Annotated in this window: 12 protein-coding genes; 3 read left to right on the top strand and 9 right to left on the bottom strand. The window is 59.0% G+C overall.

What is annotated here, in order from left to right; translation table 11 throughout:
* Positions 1–7: 7 nt before the first annotated feature.
* The 4 genes from ACQKP2_RS05700 to ACQKP2_RS05685 form a co-directional block, all read right to left on the bottom strand.
* A complete protein-coding gene (locus ACQKP2_RS05700) occupies positions 8–721 on the bottom strand; it encodes an ABC transporter permease (RefSeq protein ID WP_427575064.1) in 714 nt (237 codons plus the stop codon).
* On the bottom strand, positions 718–1,407 hold the full coding sequence (locus ACQKP2_RS05695; RefSeq protein ID WP_427575063.1) for an ABC transporter permease: 690 nt from the start codon (positions 1,405–1,407) through the stop codon (positions 718–720). The genes ACQKP2_RS05700 and ACQKP2_RS05695 overlap by 4 nt, the downstream gene beginning before the upstream one ends.
* 90 nt (positions 1,408–1,497) lie before the next feature.
* Entirely contained in the window at positions 1,498–2,286 is a 789-nt protein-coding gene (locus ACQKP2_RS05690) for an ABC transporter substrate-binding protein (RefSeq protein ID WP_427575062.1), read from the bottom strand.
* 61 nt (positions 2,287–2,347) lie between these two features.
* A complete protein-coding gene (locus ACQKP2_RS05685; protein WP_427575061.1) occupies positions 2,348–3,517 on the bottom strand; it encodes a M20 aminoacylase family protein in 1,170 nt (389 codons plus the stop codon).
* A 130-nt stretch (positions 3,518–3,647) separates the two neighbouring features.
* On the opposite strand from ACQKP2_RS05685, the gene ACQKP2_RS05680 reads away from it, so the two are divergent.
* Positions 3,648–4,601, top strand: coding sequence for a LysR family transcriptional regulator (locus tag ACQKP2_RS05680; protein ID WP_427575060.1), 954 nt, complete (start codon positions 3,648–3,650; stop codon positions 4,599–4,601).
* A gap of 10 nt (positions 4,602–4,611) precedes the next feature.
* Here ACQKP2_RS05680 and ACQKP2_RS05675 read toward each other — a convergent pair whose 3' ends face one another.
* From ACQKP2_RS05675 to ACQKP2_RS05655, 5 genes are all read right to left on the bottom strand, one after another.
* Positions 4,612–6,351: a putative bifunctional diguanylate cyclase/phosphodiesterase gene (locus ACQKP2_RS05675; protein WP_427575059.1), complete on the bottom strand. Its 1,740-nt coding sequence runs from the start codon at positions 6,349–6,351 to the stop codon at positions 4,612–4,614.
* Positions 6,352–6,628: 277 nt separating this feature from the next.
* Positions 6,629–7,312: a DUF3313 domain-containing protein gene (locus ACQKP2_RS05670; RefSeq protein ID WP_427575058.1), complete on the bottom strand. Its 684-nt coding sequence runs from the start codon at positions 7,310–7,312 to the stop codon at positions 6,629–6,631.
* Positions 7,313–7,417: 105 nt separating this feature from the next.
* On the bottom strand, positions 7,418–8,056 hold the full coding sequence (locus ACQKP2_RS05665; RefSeq protein WP_427575056.1) for a response regulator: 639 nt from the start codon (positions 8,054–8,056) through the stop codon (positions 7,418–7,420).
* A 116-nt stretch (positions 8,057–8,172) separates the two neighbouring features.
* Positions 8,173–9,519: a DUF1329 domain-containing protein gene (locus tag ACQKP2_RS05660; protein ID WP_427575055.1), complete on the bottom strand. Its 1,347-nt coding sequence runs from the start codon at positions 9,517–9,519 to the stop codon at positions 8,173–8,175.
* Entirely contained in the window at positions 9,519–11,381 is a 1,863-nt protein-coding gene (locus ACQKP2_RS05655; protein WP_427575054.1) for a DUF1302 domain-containing protein, read from the bottom strand. Before ACQKP2_RS05655 ends, ACQKP2_RS05660 begins: the two co-directional genes overlap by 1 nt.
* A 548-nt stretch (positions 11,382–11,929) precedes the next feature.
* Between ACQKP2_RS05655 and ACQKP2_RS05650 the strand changes: the two genes are divergently transcribed.
* The gene (locus ACQKP2_RS05650; protein ID WP_427575052.1) at positions 11,930–12,955 is read left to right on the top strand and encodes an AraC family transcriptional regulator ligand-binding domain-containing protein; all 1,026 of its coding nucleotides are present in this window, start codon (positions 11,930–11,932) and stop codon (positions 12,953–12,955) included.
* A 170-nt stretch (positions 12,956–13,125) separates the two neighbouring features.
* Positions 13,126–14,688: a carboxylesterase/lipase family protein gene (locus ACQKP2_RS05645; protein ID WP_427575051.1), complete on the top strand. Its 1,563-nt coding sequence runs from the start codon at positions 13,126–13,128 to the stop codon at positions 14,686–14,688.
* Positions 14,689–14,719: the final 31 nt, after the last annotated feature.

Below are 14,719 nucleotides of genomic sequence, written 5' to 3'. Positions count from 1 at the left end.
AATGGCTTCAGTGAGTGCGCGGTTTGAGGTAGGCAAGCCAATGCAACTCGCCGCGACGGAATAGCCAGATCAGCAAACAGGCGCTAACGGCGTACAACAGCCCCGCGATCCCGAACGCGGAGAAAGAGGCATAGGTCGCCGAATTGACGTCCCGGGCGATCTTCAACAAATCCGGGACCGTGGCTGTAAAGGCCACCGAAGTCGAGTGCAGCATCAGGATCACTTCATTGCTGAAAAACGGCAGGGCCCGACGCAATGCCGACGGCAAAATGATTCGCCGATAGAGGGTGAACCGGCCCATGCCGTAGGCCCGGGCCGCCTCGATTTCGCCGTAAGGGGTTGCCCTGATGGAACCTGCAAAAATCTCGGTCATGTAGGCACAGGTGTTGAGCCCGAACGCCAGCACCGTGCAATTGAACCCGTCACGGAAAAAGGCGTTGAGAAAATCCTGGGAGCGGACCACATGCAGGCTGTATACGCCGGTGTAGAAAAACAGCAGCTGGATGTACAGCGGCGTGCCGCGAAACACGTAGGTGTAGCACCACACCGGCAAGCGAATCAGCGGGTTGCGGCTGACGCGGGCAATCGACAGCGGCACCGCCAGCGCGAAGCCGATCACCACCGACAGGATGAGCAACCACAAGGTCACGGCCAACCCGGAAAAGTGAGCGCCATCGTTCCACAGGTAAGCCTGCCAATATTCCTGGAGAATGCCGTTCATAGCGCAGCCTTCCTGACACCGACCGAATAACGATGCTCCAGCCAGCTCAACACGCCATTGGACACCGTGGTGATGGCCAGGTAGATCAGGCCACCGACCAGTGTGAAGTAGAAGAACTGCATCGAACCCTTGCCCGCATCCTGAGTGGCCTTGACGACGTCGGTCAGGCCGATGATCGACACCAGTGCCGTCGACTTGATCAACACCTGCCAGTTGTTGCCGATGCCCGGCAGCGCATGGCGCAGCATTTGCGGGAAAAGGACTTTGCGAAAGGTCTGTACGCGGCTCATGCCGTAGGCCCTCGCCGCTTCGATCTGCCCCGTCGGGACGGCCTGGAAGGCACCGCGAAAGGTCTCGGTGAAGTAGGCGCCGTATATGAACGCCAACGTCACGACGCCGGCCAGAAACGGATCGATGTCGATCTGCGGGGTGCCCAGCCAATCGGTCAGGCGGTTGAGCAGCATCTGCAGGCTGAAGAACAGCAACAGCATGATGACCAGGTCCGGCATGCTGCGAATGGCGGTCGTATACCCCGTGGCCAATGCACGCAACATGCGATTGGAGGACAGTTTGGAGCTGGCGCCGATCAGTCCTGCCAGGACTGCGACCAGCAATGACCACAACGCCAGTTTGATTGTGGCCAGGGTGCCCAGCAGAATCTGCGGGCCAAAGCCATCCAGAAGCATCTCTCTCTCCTTGTTCTTGTTGGTCGAGATGAATGTCGAGGCGGCAACCGGATGATTCAGGGGAACACCCGGCACCGGAAATCGAGGGGACTACTTCGCACCGTACACGTCGAAGTCGAAGTACTTCTTGTTGATGCGCTCGTAGGTGCCATTGGCGAGAATGGTCGCCAGGGCCTTGTTCAAGTCCTCGCGTAATGCGACATCGTCCTTGCGCAAGCCAATGCCATCACCCACACCGAAGAATTTCGGATCGTCCAGCGTCGCACCCGAGAACTCATAGTCCTTGCCTTGCGCCGAGTTCAGAAAACCGTAGCTGGCCTGGATCGCGCCCTGCAGCGAGGCATCGAGTCGCCCGACCACCAGATCGGCGTACACCTGGTCCTGGTTCTGATAGGACAGCACCTCTACACCCTTGGCCCCCCACACGGCCTTGGCATAGGCCTCCTGGGTCGAGCCTTGCTCCACACCGATACGTTTGCCCTTGAGTGATTCGACGGTGGGCAGCAGGCCCGATCCGCGTTTCACCACCAGACGCGCCGGTGCATTGGAGACCTTGTCGGAGAAGGCGATCTGCTCCTGACGTTTTGGCGTGACGGTCATCGACGACGCCACCGCATCGAACTTGCGCGCCAACAGTCCCGGAATCATCCCGTCCCAGCTGCTTTCAACCCAAACGCAACGGGCGTGCAACTCGGTACAGAGCGCCTCGGCAATGTCGACGCCGAAACCGGTCAGGGTGCCGTCCTGGTTCTTGTACTCCAGCGGTGGATAGGTGGGATCCACGCCCAGTCTCAGGACTTTGCCCGACCAGTCGGCCGCACCGGCCAGGTTCGATGCCGTGAGCATGACCAGTGAAACGGCTGCAAATATCTTGTTCATTTTTTTCCTCTCCAGGTCGCAGTCGATGTTGGTACAGACGGACGCTCGTCAGAACGGCGTCTCAACGCAGAAAACTTTCCACCAGCCTGACCCAGTAACTGGCGCCAATCGGCAGGCAAGCATCGTTGAAGTCATAGCCGGGGTTGTGCAACAGGCAGCCGCTTTCGCCATCGCCATTGCCGATCACCAGGTAACTGCCGGGGCATTGCTCGAGCATGAAGGCAAAGTCCTCGCTCGCCGTGAATGGCCGCAGGTTGTCGATCAGTCGTCCTTCGCCCAACCACTGACGCGCGACTTCCCGGGCGAACGCGGTGGATTCGGGATCGTTGACCAATACCGGATGGCAACGCTGATAATCGATCTGCGCACGGGCGCCGAAACTGCTTGCCTGCGCGGTGACCAGCTCGGTAATCCGCACTTGCAGCAACTGGCGGATTTCAGGGGTCAGCGCCCGTACGCTCAGGCACATGTCGGCACTGTCGGGGATGACATTCGAAACAGTGCCGGCGTGAATCGAGCCCACCGTGATAATGGCCGTGTCCTGTGGGTTGACGTTGCGCGACACAATGCTTTGCAACGCCATTACGATCGACGCGCAAACCACCACCGGGTCAATCGCCTTGTGTGGCACCGCGCCGTGCCCGCCACAACCGTTGATCCTGATGTTCACCGTGTCGGCGGAGGCCATGAACGGTCCGCTGTAGAAACCCAGGTGCCCCACGGGGTAGCCGGGAATGTTGTGCATGGCAAAAATCGCGTCGCAGGGAAACCGTTCGAGCAGGCCGTCTTCGAGCATTTTCCGAGCGCCACCCAACCCCTCTTCCGCCGGCTGGAAAATCAGTTGCACCGTGCCGTTGAACGAACGCGATTGCGCCAGATACCGGGCAGCGGCCAGCAGCGTGGCGGTATGACCGTCGTGGCCACAGGCATGCATGACGCCGTCGACTCGGCTGGCATAGGGCAGACCGGTGGCTTCCTGAATGGGCAACGCATCCATGTCGGCGCGCAGGCCGATGGATCGCCCCTGGCCATTTGTCAGGGTCGCGACGACCCCGGTCTTGCCCACGCCCGTGCTGACTTCATAGCCCCACTGCAGCAAGCACTCGGCCACCAGACGACTTGTGGTGAACTCCTCGAAGCCCAACTCCGGATGCGCGTGAATGCTGTGACGCAACGCGATCATTTCCTCTTGTATCGCTGCAATACCCGGCAGCACCTGGCTGGTAACCATTGTTGTTCTCCTGAGATAGGACCCGCGCCTGTAACAGCGCTGTTGGAGCCGATCTTAGGCAAGCGCAACTGGGCTGGGGAGACCCAGTTTGGTTATGATGACAACCATTGGTTGTCCATAAGGTGAGCGGATGAAACTGCATCAATTACAAGCGCTGATCGCCAGCGCCGAAACCGGCAGCATTCGCGCTGCGGCGCGTTCGTTGCAGATTTCACAAGCGGCGGTGACCAAGGCCTTGCGGGAGCTGGAAACCAGTCAGCAGCTACCCCTGTTCACCCGCACCCCCAGCGGCCTGAACTTCACCGAATACGGCAAAGTCTTGCTGACCCACGCCCGACTGGTGGTCAAGCAACTGGAACACGCGCAAACGGAACTCGATCACCTGCGCGGCAGGGCCCAGGGGCGGCTTTGTGTGGGTGTCACACCGTGGATCGCGCTGACCTTCCTGCCGGAGGTGGTTCTGGCGTTTCGAGAGCGCATGCCGCAAATCAGACTGGAGCTGTTTGAAAGCCTGATGGCGGTGGCCCAACCCTTGTTGCGCGACGGCAGCATGGATTTCGCGATAGGCCAGATCCATCCCGGCCAATCAAGCCAGGAATTCGCCTGCCAAACGTTGCTCGACTATCAGACCTCTGTGCTCGTCCGTGAGGGGCATGCACAACAGCACGCCCGCTCCATCCATGAACTGCTGGAGCAGAACTGGACATTGAACTACGCCCCGGATGGTCATGATGCCCTGATGCAGGAGTTGTTCTGGAAACACGGTGCGCAGATCGATGAGAAACATATCGTTCGGGCTCATTCGCTGGCGATCCTGCAGATGATGGTCGAGCGGGCCGACATGTGCACCTGGGGACCGTCGATCGTCAGCATTGCCCCGCCCTTCCTCGGCCGTGTGGTTTCCCTGGACCTGGCCGAACAATTCGAGCCCCGCCAACTGAGCATCGTGACACGTCGCAATGGCGCCCTGAGCAATGCCGCCCAGTGCTTCACCGATTGCCTGTTGCAGGTCATTCGCCGCCATGCGCGCTCGGCCAGAAAGGAAGACCGCGCGCTGTTTGAAACCTTGCGGTTGTTGCTGTGAGGCAACGCTGTCATGCCTCCCGGGAACCGGCGCCATCAACCAGCCATGTGATGAGCGCCTCCAGAGGCATGGGCCTGGCGAACCAATAGCCCTGCCCTTCGGTACAACCTTCGGCTTGCAGGAACGCCAGTTGTTCCCGAGTCTCGATGCCTTCGGCAATCGCCTGCAAACCCAAGGCACGTGCGATGCTGAGCGTGGCACGGACGATCTCCTGTTCAGCCGTACTGCCAGGCAGCATCGCCACGAAGGAGCGATCGATTTTCAGTTTGTGGAACTGCAGACTGCGCAAGCGTCCCAGTGAGGAATACCCCGTGCCGAAATCATCCATGGCCAGATGAACGCCTGCATTGCGCAACGCCAATGAATTGCGCAGTACCTGCTCCGCCCCCTTCATTGCCACATCCTCGGTCACTTCCAGCACCAATCTGCCGGCCGGCAGACCGGTGTCAGTGGTCACCTCCTGCACCATTTGGGCAAAGTGTTCATCGACAAAGGAGTCCACGCAGACATTGACCGCCACGGGCACGTCCAGAATGCCCAGTTCAATGAGCCAGGCATTGTCTACGCAAGCCTGGCCAATGACCCAGCGGGTAATGGCCGGCATAAGACGATACTTCAGGGCGATGGGAATGAATTGATCAGGCATGACCAACTCATACCCATCGCGCCAGCGTAACAGTGCCTCCATCCCCGAAGGCCGGTAGGTTCGCGTATCGAATTGCAATTGGTAATGCAGTTCGAACTGCCCCTGCTCGAGCGCTTCACGCAGAAATGAGGCCAGGCGGTAACTGCGTTCATTCTCCTCGCGCATGTCCTGGTTGAACATGCTGACCATGCCCCCACCCTCCGCCTTGCCCCGGTACATGGCAATGTCCGCCGCGTTCATCAGCTTGTCCGCCGATCCGCCATGCTCCGGAAACAGACTGATGCCGATGCTGGCGGAAACCAGCAGCGGTACGCCATCGATCATGAACAGAGCCTTGAGGCCTTTGATCAGACGCTCTGCAATCTGGCCGGCGTTGTCCCCTTCATTGAGCTTGAGGAACGCCACGAACTCATCGCCACCCACGCGTCCCAGGATATCGGCGCCTCTGAGGGCCAGACGCAAACGCTCCGCGACCTGCTTGAGCAGACGATCGCCGACACCATGGCCATAGCTGTCGTTGATCTGTTTGAACCCATCGAGATCGATAAAGAGCAAGGCCAATCGTCCATCGGTCTGCTCGCATTTGAACAAGGCCTTTTCAAGCATGTCCACGAATCGATGGCGATTGATGCAACCGGTCAAATCATCGTAGGTCGCAAGCTGGGTTATCCGCTTGGTGAGTCGTTGACGTTCGCTGATGTCATAACAAACCCCTACAAAGGCACGTTGCTCCCCAAGCCGGAACTCATTGACGTTGAACTGCATCGGGAAACAGGAACCCGCCTTGCGTTGCCCCTCCACTTCGCGCCCGCCATTGTTGATTCCATGCCCGGTAGCGCTGCGAAAACTTTCCAGATAATCGGGTTGGGGCTTGTCATGAGCCTCCGGGATCAAGACGCAAATCGGCTGCCCGAGCAACTCTTCCCGGGCGAAATTGAAGTTCTGCAATACAGAGCGACTGACTGCCTGAATGATTCCCCGCTCATCGATGATCAGAACGGTGTTGGGCGACGCATCGGTAATGGCGTCGAACAGAGACAGGTCCAGAACAATGGGCGCATCTTTTTTTCTACCCGCCGAGGTACTGTCTTCGAGGCCGATCATTGCATGTGCCCTTCTTCAGTGCGATGCCATTTCAATACCGATGCGCTGCATCACTACGGGGTCGTCGCATGCCGCAGAATGAGGACGCACGGGAGACTCCCGGTCTGTCGTTTCTTTGTGTCTGTACAGGTGCCTACCCGACTCCAGCCTGGCAATCCGTGCGTGGTAAAGAGCCGGAATCGGGTAGACGTACAAATGGTATCAAGAGGCGTTTCGCGCCGTATTTAAGCCGAATCCGGGGTCGATACCGGGAGATTTACCTACGCGCCCTGATCGGTCATCGACGCCCTGCAGTCGAACCGGCGAGCTTTTCGTAGCCCTGACGCATATCCACGGCCCATCCATCCAGCGCCGACTTGACGTTATCGAGGGTCAACGGCTGTCTGTCGTTTTCAAGCTCTTGCGCATCGCTCTTGCGCACGACCTGCGCCAGCAACGCATGACTGGCCCCGTCGAGAAATTGTGCCTCGGTAGCGATTTCGACCGTTTGATCTCTGCCTCCCGCAGCAGTATTGACAGCTGCCGCCATCAACCAGAGAGGCAGTACCTCATAAGGTTTCAGGCCTTCGTTTCTGGTCGATACGCCTGTTATGGCTGCACGCATGACAATCGTGTTCGGGCCGGGAGCCTCAACCAACTGCAGGTCCTTGCCGAATTCTCGCTTGAGGGCTGAGTCGAAATACCGGGTAATCATTTGCAACGTCTGCGCCGAAATGACGGCCGTGGGTTTGGGGGCCGGATAGAGCTGGCTCGGTTCGATGTAGATCCGGGTGTAGCCGGACAACTTCGCTTGCGGATCTATCCAGCGCATGACTTCTTTTCCCGAAACACTTTCGGCGGGTTGCAGCCGGCCATAGTCCTGAAGAAAGCCCGAGTACTCGTCGGGTGTCACCCGCGAACTTGTGCAACCCGCCAGCGCAACGACTGCACAAAACAGTCCATTGAGTAGCATCGTTTTCATTGACTGTAACTCCATCAAAAAACAAAAAATCCAGTGGGCTCAATCGTGATCCGGCGCCATCGGCGCGCATCGATTCGGTCTTGATGACGCCGGCAAGCGAATGGCTCAGTGCCTGAGCTGATCCACAATGCCCTGGCGAATGGCGTAGACCACCAAGCCAGGAAGGTCGCGAATATTCAGGCGCTTCATTAACTGCATGCGGTGCTCATCGACGGTCTTGACACTGAGGTTGAGTTGCCAGGCCACTTCCTTGTTGGATTTGCCCTTGGCCAGCCAATAGAGCACCTCGCTTTGGCGGGCCGTCAGCGGCGTTTGCCCGCAAGGTGCGGATGACGCCTTCATCGCGTCGATGACCTGTGCGGAAATCTTCGGGCTCAGGTAACGATGGTTTTTCAAGACCGCCTCGATCGCCAATTGCAACTCGATATCGACGGCGTCCTTGAGTACGTAACCCGAAGCCCCATCCTGTAACGCCCTGACAACGCAATCATGAGTGCCGTGCATCGAAAGCATAATCACCGGCAACCCTGGCCGGTCGACGCGCAGTTGCCTGAGCGCCTCGAGACCCGACATGCGCGGCATCGAGATATCCATGATCAGCACGTGCGGTTCGAAGGCATCGAGCAGGTGTTTGACGTCTTCGCCATCGCCACCTTCGGCCACCACCGAGTAACCCCACTTTTCCAGCAGCACCCGAAGCCCCGCACGCACCAGTGCGTGGTCCTCCACCAAGACGACTCGCATAAACGTTCAACCCAGCAAAATGGAGGTGTCCGGCAAGCCGACATTGCCTACCCCGTATCGTCGGTTCCCGGATCAGCGGCAGCGGGAAACGAGCCCCCTCGGAGGCTCGATCACCCTTATTTACCCAGGCGCCTGATTTCCGCAGGGGTAAAGTCGGCTTTCGCCATGGGGGTTCCATAGGTGGCTTTCTGGGGTATTTCGTTGGTCATTTGCGAAACGCCATAGCGTCCGGAGATCAGATCGTAGGTAGTCTCCACTGCTGTGGTGGGGACCTGAATGTCGTACAGCATCGCGTAATGCGCTTCGAACAGGCGCCACAATTCGCCGCGGCTGTCATACATGTCCGACGCCAGGATCTGCCACGAATCTTCATCGATATAGAATCGACGCTTGCCATACACATGACGTGCGTCAGGCTTCAGCGTCGCCTCGATCACCCATACACGGTGTTTCTCGTAGCGCAGTGGCTCCGGATTCAGATGGCCGGGTTTGAGCAGATCGGCGTATTTCAGGGTTTTGCTGTACACCTTGTAGGCGTTGTATCCCACCAGCAGTTCCTGTTTGCCGATCAGCTTCCAGTCATACCGGTCCGGCGCACCGTTAAAACCGTCGGTGCCGTCACTGGTAACCTGTCCAAAGCTGTAGCGGGCGCTGCTGTCATAGGAAACGGTCGGCGCGCGACGCACGCGGCGTTGCCCTGGCAGGTATTGCCAGGCCGAACGTGCTTCGGACACCTGATTCATCGGCTCGTGAATCAGCGTCACCTCCCCCGCGTAACGGGAAGGGCTCAGGGTCTGGGCACGGTAGAAGAACAGCAGATTGTCTTGCGGATCCAGGTCCTTGATCCGGTCTCGAAAGGCGCCGACCTGGTTGTAGGTGACCACCGTGGTTTGCCCCTGGTCCTGCACCGTTGCCGACGCCATGTCACGGACGAAGGAACCGCCACGGTAGCGAGTCAAATGATTCCAGAGCACTTCCAACGGTTCGGTGGGCTCGGCAAACGGAATGCCGAAATTGTAGTTTTTCAGGCCATAGCCGTTGTCGGCCAATTCGACCTTGCCCAGGTTGCTCCTGGCTTCCTCCTGGTCGGCTTTCGGGAGGCTGGCGGTACGATGGCTGGGATAGACCGGCATGCGGTAATCGGGAAAGCGGACGAACATGGCCTGTTGACCGGGACTCAGCACGCTCTTGTACTGACCGACATTGTCCTTGGTCACGGTATAGAGTGGTCGCTCGCTGGCAAAGGGATCGGTGTAGTTGCCGTCGGCACCGACAGTACCGGCATTGACGGTAATACCTCCGCTCCAGGCAGGGATACTGCCGTCGGCATTGGCCGCCATTTCAGAACCCATCGGCGTCAGTTTGGTTCCGATCAGGGCTGGATTGTTTTGCTTGGCCTGGACCACTGAACAAGCGGCCATCATCGCCAGAACCAGAGGCAGTTTTTGCAGGACATTTTTCATCAGAAGCTCACCTTGAGGTTCACCGAGGCGAAATCGCGGTCATCGATGGTTGAGTATTTGTTGGTGCCGAGGAATTCGTTGTAAGCGAACTCCAACGAGTAGTCGTTGCGGTAATCGAAGGTCAGTGTCAGGCCAAGCGCCTGTTGACCCTCCTGGAAGTTCGGACCGTTGCCCTCGACGTCATGCCGCCAGTTGATCGCGGGGGTGATGACGGTGGCGGGCAGCAATTGCTCGTAGGACAGTCCCGCGCGCAGGCGATAGCCCCAGGAAAAATCGGTGTACAGGCCTTCGGTGTTGCAGTAGTCGGCGTTCATTTGCGCCACCTGCGCCGCGCTCAGGCCACCGGCGCCGGCCCCCACGCAAGAGGTCGCGATCCCTGTCGTGGGCAACGTACGACCGAAGGCCCCGGCACGACCGAAACGTTCTCCATCGAGGTTGTCGATCCAGTTGAAACCCATTTCCCCCGCCAATGACAGGCGGTTGGCCCCCAACACATTGGACACGGTATCGACCGCCCCGAGGCTGAACTGCCAGAGCGGCTTGCGCGCGTAACCTTCCACTTCCGATCCCCGCGCCGCCGCAACCCCGGCAGGCGTCAACGGCAGTATCGGCGTGGTGCCTGAACCCGCCAGGAGACCGACAAAATCCGCGCCGTTGTAGGCCAGCGGCATGTTGGGACGGTAACTGAGTTCACCGAAGGTGGCGGTGGTCCCGATGACACCGCTCAGGCTCGCGCCGAACAGTCGGATATCCTCGGGATAGACGTTGGAATAGTCGCCGGTATTGATATTGATGTTGGTGCCCACAGGTGCCTGGCGAGCGATGACCCCTTCGATCTGAGGTGTGCGGCTGTGGTAATTGATGTAGTACAGACCGAGGTCGGCATCGTGCAGCGACTCGATGGTGTAATGCATGGCCAGGCCATACTGGCCGGTGTCGCTCGGGTAATGGGTGGAGGTGCGTCGCAAGTAGCGTTCACGCTGAGCGTTGGCTGCACCTGCCGCCGGATCGAAGTCCTGCAGGGTCTGCGCCGTGGTGCCCGTCCCCCCGGCGATCATGTAGTTGTTCTGGCAGCCTTCCTGCAAGTTGTCGGCAACGCTGAAGAACGTGCCGCAGCCATCGAACACCGAGGGTCGGAAATTGTATTGCCAAAAGCCTTCCAGGCTGACCGAGTCGCTCAGGTCGAAGTTGAAGCTGATCATTTCGACGGGCAACTGCCCTTCCTTGAGTTCAACCCCCGGTCGGTTGAACGCAGAGACGTCCAGTGGGTTGATCACGTTTATACCGTTTTGGATAAACAGCGCCTCACCCCAACTCAATACTTGATTACCGACTTTGACATTCAATGAATGGTCGGCGATGTCGAAGCTTTTCCAGACATAGGCATCCAGTACTTCAAAACCCTTGAACCGGGCCAAGTCCTGCCAACCGGAATCGTCGAATTTTTCGAAGTCGCCGTTGCCGGTTTCCAGAGCGTGGTCGTACCAATACTTGAACCGGATAAATGCACCCTGTGATCCATCGTTCAAGTCGAACTCGGTCAGCCCCTTGAACACCGTGGAAATGGTGTCGCCCTTGTTGAAGTTGAGCTTGCCGTTGTCAGCGTTGTAGTTGGATCCGGTGCCGGTCTTTCCAATGCTGGCCGCATCGGCTGCCGTCATCTGAAACTTGTCGGCATTCTGCAGTGCCCAACTGGTGCCGAAACTGAGTGTGGTATTGGTGGTCAGCCCCCAATCATCGTTGACCTGCCAGGTTACTGCGTGCGCGGACTGACAACCGATGGCGACCCCTAGCGACAGCAGGTGCGGGTACAAGAGCGGCGTCTGACGGCGTGCGCGGCGGGTGATTGCTACATGCTTCATGTGTTGACTCACCTGTTATTGTTGTATTGGCGACCAGGCATTCGAAAATCCGCCAGGCACCGGGAGCGTGCTGGCAATCGCGTGAAAGTAAACGCGGAGCGAATACCGTGCAGGCACCTTGCAAGTAAACGGTGAGCAGCCATGAGTCATTGGCTGACAAATAGTTACCCCGAACACACGCAGCCTTTTTCTGCTTTTCTATCCTCCCTCTCCCGCGCACATGCCGCGGAATACAATTTGTCAAACAATGGCTCACAGACTTTGCGCGGACTCGCACATCGTTGGCCCGCAATCACGAGCCATGGGCGCTTGCCCATGCAAGGACAGAATCATCGACTGGAGCGCTGCTCTGACATCGCCCCTCGCATTTTGCCTGGGGCTTTTTTTTATCCACGCAAGCGACGCACTGAAGAATCCGCACCACAAGGAACCTGTTCAATTTGGATTGCCCGCCTCCACGCCGCTGCGTCAATCGATTGCACGCACCGGCGCACCGCGTCATGCTCACGCCATTCACACAGTCATCAGCAGGCGCAGCGATGGAGATCATGCAACCCCCCTCCGCCCCAGGCGCCAGAACCACCCTGGCCTCGGTCACCCGCGGCATCGCCAAGACCCTGGAGCTGGAATACGGCATCGACCCGTTACCCGTACTCATCAATCTGAACCTTGACACGGGCATCCTGCGCGATAACGAACTGCGCCTGGATTTGACCGATATCACGCCACTTTGGCTGCGTGCCGTCGAGTTGAGCGGCGATCCCAACTTCGGCCTGCGCGTCGCCAGAAACCTGGGGCCCGCCGATCTCTACGGCGTCGATCTTGCGCTCTATACCAGCGCCACGCTCAGCGATGCCGTACGACGTTACGTGTTGTTTCTGCCCTTGTTTACAACCGTGACCCGACCACAACTGATTCAGGACGACTTGGGGGACTGGCGAATGGAAACTCGCCTCACCGGCGTTCGCCAACCCGCCGATGCCGCACGCGATTGCTTCAATTATTTCAATGTGAAGATGTTTGAGCGCCAATCCGGGCTCAAGGCAGCGCAATTTCTGCGCCGAATCGAAATGCCCCGCCCACAGCCCGCCGACCCCGGCCCCTGGCTGAAACTGGGTGTTCCCGTGGTATTCGGCCAGGACTACGCGACATTGGTCTTCGACCACCAAGCCTGGGATACACCGCTTCCCGGTGCCAATGCACATTGGCTGGCACGCGTCGAACAACCGATCCTGCAGTATCTGGTCCGCCTGGGAGCGCCGTTGCCACTCAGCGCTTTGCGCGCAGGCCTGGCGGAAATACTCGAACAGGAAACCAGTCTGCAACGGCTCGCCGACTCCCTGCTGCTGCCAGCCCATTGCATCAAGTCTTCCCTGACGGCGCAAAATACGTCTTTTGCCCAACTCCTCGATCAGACTCGGGAGACGCAGTCGCTCAAGCTGCTGGCCATGCCCGACTTGACGCTGGACCAGGTCGCCAGTCGAACCGGCTTCAGTTCGAAGAACAGTTTGATTCGCGCGTTCCGCCGCTGGAAAGGCGTGACCCCACTCAGCTATAGAAAACAGCTCAACTAGCGCTTTACGCCCCTGCAGCGGTGTCGTTTTTGTCAGTTGAAGACATGCATTCGGGCCAAGTACCGCCCAGAATCCTTACGTTTGTCGCCACGCCGAATGGTTGCTCGATGCGCTGCCCGGCCAGTTGAGCGCAGGGTGTTGGCGATTCGAATCAAAAGGAGGCAACACCGATGAGAACGCCACTTTGGTCTGCGACGCTGCTGATAGGCGGTCTGCTGCCACACATGGTCATTGCAGGGACAGACGCGGCAGCGCAGCCTGAACTCGTGAAGGTTGATACGGGACTTTTGCGTGGTGTGATGAAGAACGATGTACTGAGCTTCAAAGGCATTCCCTACGCGACACCCCCCATCGGCGAATTGCGCTGGCGTGCGCCACGCCCGGCCAAGGCATGGGACGGTGTGCGCGATGCCGATCAATTCGGGCCCGAATGCATGCAAGTCGATAAGGTAGCCAAGTCCGAGGACTGCCTGACGCTGAACGTCTGGCGCCCGGCCGCCACGACCACTCCATTGCCGGTGATGGTATGGATATACGGCGGTGCGCTGGTCCACGGTGCAAGCTCGCTCTACCCGGCCGATGCACTGGCCAGACAGGGTGTGGTGGTCGTGAGCATGAATTACCGCATGGGCCGCCTGGGTTTTTTCGCTCACCCTGCTCAAGAACAGGAAGCGCCGGATGAAGTGCAAGGCAACTATGGCTACCTCGATCAGCAGGCAGCGCTTGGGTGGGTGCAGCGCAACATTGCCGCGTTCGGTGGAGACCCCCGGCAGGTGACGCTTTTTGGCGAATCGGCCGGCGGCGGTTCGGTGCTGGTGCACCTGACCTCACCGTTGTCCCGAGGCCTGTTCCATCGTGCCATCCTGCAATCGCCGGGCATTCCGACGGCGCGTGCCGCCGCCCTGCCACTGACCCGGCTCGATGTCGCCCGCAAGAGCGCCCGCGATTACGCCCACTCGCTGGGTATTGATGGCGATGGACCGCAAGCCCTGGCGGCATTGCGCAAGTTGCCCGCACAAAAACTGGTGGAGGGCACTTCCTCTGGCGAAGTGCTGGCCGGGCTTTCCGGCGGCGCTCCTGTCAGTGGCGTGGTCGGTTCGATACTCGATGGACGATTGCTGGTCGAGACCCCGGAACAAGCGCTGGCCGCCGGGCATCAGGCCAAGGTACCGCTCCTGCTCGGCGCCAATGATCGCGACCTGGGAATCGGCAAGGCCGCCAGCAAGGACGAGCTGTTCGCCGCCTTCGGTGCCGATGCCTCATTGGCAAGAAGCCTGTACGACCCAACCGGCGAGCAGACCCTGGAGGAATTGAAGACCGATGTCTTTGCCGACGAAACCCTGGTAGAGCCAGCCAGGCATTTGGCCGATGAAATGGCCAGGGCAGGCCAGCCTGTCTGGCTGTATCGCTTCGGCTATGTCGCAGAGAGTCTTCGCGGCAAGAGCAAGGGTGCGCTGCATGCACTGGAAATTCCCTACACCCTTAACCTGCCAGGTGCTTTAGTGGGCAAGGCGGTCACGGCCGACGACAAGGCAATGGGCAATCTCGCCAGCGCCTACTGGGTTGCCTTTGGAAAAAAAGGCGACCCCAATGGCGAGGGCAGGCTTGAATGGCCTCGGCATGATCCAAACGTCAATCTATTGATGCATTTCACCAACGAGGGTGCGATCGCCGGTACCGATCCGCTCAAGCAACGACTTGATCTGGTCGCCAGGCTACGCACACGCCCGTAAGCATTTTTCAATGCGGCACGCAGGCTGCCGG

Origin of the sequence: Pseudomonas sp. NPDC089569, assembly GCF_050280625.1 — a bacterium.
Lineage (GTDB): Bacteria > Pseudomonadota > Gammaproteobacteria > Pseudomonadales > Pseudomonadaceae > Aquipseudomonas.
Note: the sequence above shows the minus strand (reverse complement) of the source record. Positions and strands in the feature narration are given on the sequence as shown.

Bases quoted from the DNA above. Each gene is read 5' to 3' on its own strand.
- ACQKP2_RS05700 (WP_427575064.1), bottom strand. From the start codon at position 721: ATGAACGGCATTCTCCAGGAATATTGGCAGGCTTACCTGTGGAACGAT.
- ACQKP2_RS05695 (WP_427575063.1), bottom strand. From the start codon at position 1,407: ATGCTTCTGGATGGCTTTGGCCCGCAGATTCTGCTGGGCACCCTGGCC.
- ACQKP2_RS05690 (WP_427575062.1), bottom strand. From the start codon at position 2,286: ATGAACAAGATATTTGCAGCCGTTTCACTGGTCATGCTCACGGCATCG.
- ACQKP2_RS05685 (WP_427575061.1), bottom strand. From the start codon at position 3,517: ATGGTTACCAGCCAGGTGCTGCCGGGTATTGCAGCGATACAAGAGGAA.
- ACQKP2_RS05680 (WP_427575060.1), top strand. From the start codon at position 3,648: ATGAAACTGCATCAATTACAAGCGCTGATCGCCAGCGCCGAAACCGGC.
- ACQKP2_RS05675 (WP_427575059.1), bottom strand. From the start codon at position 6,351: ATGATCGGCCTCGAAGACAGTACCTCGGCGGGTAGAAAAAAAGATGCG.
- ACQKP2_RS05670 (WP_427575058.1), bottom strand. From the start codon at position 7,312: ATGAAAACGATGCTACTCAATGGACTGTTTTGTGCAGTCGTTGCGCTG.
- ACQKP2_RS05665 (WP_427575056.1), bottom strand. From the start codon at position 8,056: ATGCGAGTCGTCTTGGTGGAGGACCACGCACTGGTGCGTGCGGGGCTT.
- ACQKP2_RS05660 (WP_427575055.1), bottom strand. From the start codon at position 9,519: ATGAAAAATGTCCTGCAAAAACTGCCTCTGGTTCTGGCGATGATGGCC.
- ACQKP2_RS05655 (WP_427575054.1), bottom strand. From the start codon at position 11,381: ATGAAGCATGTAGCAATCACCCGCCGCGCACGCCGTCAGACGCCGCTC.
- ACQKP2_RS05650 (WP_427575052.1), top strand. From the start codon at position 11,930: ATGCAACCCCCCTCCGCCCCAGGCGCCAGAACCACCCTGGCCTCGGTC.
- ACQKP2_RS05645 (WP_427575051.1), top strand. From the start codon at position 13,126: ATGAGAACGCCACTTTGGTCTGCGACGCTGCTGATAGGCGGTCTGCTG.